2 protein-coding genes and 2 pseudogenes are annotated in these 3480 nt (G+C 67.6%); 2 read left to right on the top strand and 2 right to left on the bottom strand.

Going from position 1 to position 3480, the window contains the following annotated elements; translation table 11 throughout:
- Nucleotides 1–638, bottom strand: a pseudogene (locus JHC79_RS23050) (4,5-dihydroxyphthalate decarboxylase); the annotation flags it as partial.
- 114 nt (nucleotides 639–752) lie between these two features.
- Between JHC79_RS23050 and JHC79_RS23865 the strand changes: the two are divergent.
- Nucleotides 753–1597 (top strand): annotated as a pseudogene (locus tag JHC79_RS23865) (LysR family transcriptional regulator).
- 12 nt (nucleotides 1598–1609) lie between these two features.
- On the opposite strand, the gene JHC79_RS23035 reads toward JHC79_RS23865, so the two are convergent.
- On the bottom strand, nucleotides 1610–2482 hold the full coding sequence (locus JHC79_RS23035; RefSeq protein ID WP_296395293.1) for an oxidoreductase: 873 nt from the start codon (nucleotides 2480–2482) through the stop codon (nucleotides 1610–1612).
- A 48-nt stretch (nucleotides 2483–2530) separates the two neighbouring features.
- Here JHC79_RS23035 and JHC79_RS23030 point away from each other — a divergent pair.
- On the top strand, nucleotides 2531–3480 hold a 950-nt coding region (locus tag JHC79_RS23030; protein WP_296395291.1), incomplete at its 3' end, for a threo-3-hydroxy-L-aspartate ammonia-lyase.

Below are 3480 nucleotides of genomic sequence, written 5' to 3'. Positions count from 1 at the left end.
CGCTCGACGGTCTCGTGGTCGACGAACAGGCGTCGCACGTTCGTCGAGCCGTCGAGGACACACTGCGGGACGTTCGCGGTGAACAGCGCGTCGATCTCGCCGGACTCGATCATCTGGTTCAAGGTCGCACCGTCGGGTGCAGCCGTGACATGCACGTCGGACGGATGCGGATGTGGGATGAAGTCGAAGGGCGGCATCGGGTGTTCGAGACCGCCGATGACCCATTCGTTGTGCTGCGGCGCGAACCCGTACTCGTCGGACAGCATGCCCTTGGCCCACACCCCGGAATCCTGTCCGTACGTCCCGAATTCGCCGATTCGCCGATCCACGAGATCCTCCGGTCGTTCGACGCCGCTGTGCGCGTTGACGAACACGCACGAGTGTCGGAAGACCCGGTTCGGGAAGATCGGTAGCGCGATGAACGGGCAGTCACCGGTGTCGAGCATGCGCAGGTAGAACGTCAACCCGAGCTCGGCGACGGTGAACTCGCGGCGGCGCATCATCCGTTCGAAGATCTCGGGAAGAGTGACGCCGGTGCGCATCGTCGCGTCCACGCCGTCGAACGCGACGAATCCGTCGAACAGGGCGCGGGTGGTGTCGTATCGAAAGCTGCCGATGTCGATTGCGGGGGCGGTCACAGTGTCTCCTTTTGTTGTTGCGGTGGACCTTTCACCAATGATGGTTCTCCTCGCCCACGCGACAGGTCCACAACCTGATGGGCACCCCCGATACCGGATCGGTATCGTCGCTGCATGGAGCTGCGACTGCTGCGTTACTTCGTCGCGGTCGCTGACGAGGGGCACATCGGACGGGCCGCCGCGCGCCTGAACATGACGCAGCCACCCCTGAGCCGGGCGATCCGGGCACTGGAGACCGAACTCGGTGTGGTCCTGCTCGAACGCACCAGCATCGGTGTCACCCTCACCGCGGCCGGCACTGCCCTGCACCACGAGGCCCGCGTGCTGTTGGAGCAGTCCGAGCGACTCCGCGTCCGGGTGGCCGCCGCCTGCGGGTCCTCGGTGATCATCGTCGGGACGTTGGCCGACACCGCCGACCAGATCGGAAACCGCCTGGTGGGCACATTTCGGGACCGACAACCGCACGTCGACGTCATCGTCCAGGAGGCCGACCTGAGCGATCCGACGGCGGGACTCCGCGCCGGATCGGTCGATGTCGCCCTGACCCGGACCCCTTCAATCGATCGGGGATCCCAGTGCACGTCCTGCGCAGTGACCCCATCGGGGTGGTCATGCGGACCGACGACCCACTGGCAGGCCGAGACTCGTTGTCGCTGCCCGAGCTCGCCGACCGACGGTGGGTACGCCTACCCGAGGGCACGGACGCACTGTGGAGTGCGTACTGGTCGGGCACCGACACCCCCGACGGACCCGAGCTGCGGACGATCTCCGAGTGCGTCCAGTCGGTTCTGTGGAACGGGACATCGGCGCTCGCCCCGATCCATCAGCTCCTACCGCCCGGCGTACGGGTGGTGCCGCTGACCGACCGCGAAGCCAGTCATCTCGTCGTCGCGTGGCGCGCGACCGACCCGAACCCCCTGGTCCGAGCGTTCGTCCGGGTCGCCGCCGACAGCCACTGACCGCTGACGACCTCAGATGCCGTAGGTGACCCCGGTGAGTTTCTCCGACGCGATCCAAAGCGCCTGTGCGACACCTTCGTCGCGGGCCTTGGACATCGGTTTGGTCAGCGTCGGGGCTCCGCGCATGCCACCGAATCCGCCGGGACCGTAGAACGCACCCGATGCCGCATCCGGCGAGGCGGCCGCGTACAACTCCGGCAGAGCGCCGTCGGCCGCCGATTGCCCGACCAGGTTGGTGACCTTCATGATCCGGTCGTAGATCGACTGCGTATGGGACTGCAGCCCGGTGGTCGCGTATCCGGGGTGGGCGACCATCGACGAGACCGCCGAACCGGATCGACCGAGTTTGCGGGCCAGCTCGAACCCGAACAGCAGGTTCGCGAGTTTGGACTGACCGTAGGCCGACCAGCGCTCGTAGCGACGGTGGTCGTAGTTGAGGTCGTCGAGATCGATCTTGCCGAGCACGTGGGCGAGCGACGAGACGGTGACCACACGGTCGGTGATCTTGGGCAGCAGGAGTCCGGTGAGCGCGAAATGCCCGAGGTGGTTCGTCCCCAGCTGCATCTCGAAACCGTCGGCGGTCCGTTTCTTCGGCACCGCCATGACGCCCGCGTTGTTGATCAGGACGTCGACGGTGTCGACACCGTCGGCGAACCGGCGCACCGACGCGAGGTCGGCCAGGTCCAGTTCGGCCACCGATGCGTTGGGTCCGATCGCTGCCGCCACCGGCTTCGCCTTCTCGACGGTGCGGCACGCGAGGATGACCGTCGCGCCTGCGGCCCCGAGCGCCTTCGCCGCCTGCTCGCCGAGGCCACTGTTGGCGCCGGTGATGACCACGGTGCGGCCCTGCTGATCCGGGATGTCCCTACTCGACCAATTCGTCACCGCAACGATGCTACGCGGGCCGTGTGGCGGCCCAGGTACCGTCTGCCCATGCCCGCCAGCCCGACGTTCGACGATGTCGCCGCGGCCGCCGACACCCTCGACGGTGTCGCCCACCGCACCCCGATCCACACCTCGCGGATCATCGACGAGCAGGCAGGGATGTCACTGTTCTTCAAGTGCGAGAACTTCCAACGCATGGGCGCCTTCAAGTTTCGCGGCGCCTACAACGCGGTGAGCAGGTTGACCGCCGATCAGCGCAGGGCCGGAGTAGTCACGTTCTCGTCCGGCAATCACGCCCAGGCGCTGTCGCTTGCGGCTCGCCTGCACGACACCACCGCGACCATCGTCATGCCGCACGACGCGCCGCGTCCGAAGGTCGATGCGACGCTGGGGTACGGCGCGACGGTGGTCCGCTACGACCGCTACACCGAGGACCGCGAGGCCATCGCCACCGACATCGCGACCTCGCAGGGACGTTCGGTGATCCCGCCCTACGACCATCCCCACGTGTTGGCCGGGCAGGGCACCGCGGCGGCGGAGTTGTTCGCCGATGTGGCGGGTCTCGATGCCCTGCTCGTCCCGCTCGGCGGTGGAGGGCTGCTCAGTGGTTCACTGCTCGCCGGCGTGGGGTTGTCCCCTGACACCCGGGTGTTCGGAGTCGAGCCGGCCACCGGCGACGACGGGGCACAGTCGTTGCGAGCCGGCGAGATCATCCACATCGACCCTCCGCGGACCATCGCCGACGGCGCCCAGACCACCCATCTGGGCCGACACACGTTCCCGATCATCGCCGAGCACGTCACCGACATCCTCACCGCCACCGACGAGCAGTTGATCGCGGCGATGCACCTGGTGGCCACACGCATGAAGCTGGTGATCGAGCCGACGGCAGCGCTCGGGCTCGCCGCGGCCCTGGCGAACCGGGACCGCTTCGCCGGTCAACGGGTGGGGCTGCTCGTCTCGGGCGGCAACGTCGATCTGACGCGGTTCGTCTCCCC

The organism is Williamsia sp. (genome assembly GCF_016462415.1).
In the GTDB taxonomy this organism is placed as follows: Bacteria; Actinomycetota; Actinomycetes; order Mycobacteriales; family Mycobacteriaceae; genus Williamsia_A.
This window is presented reverse-complemented; position numbering and strand designations above follow the sequence as displayed.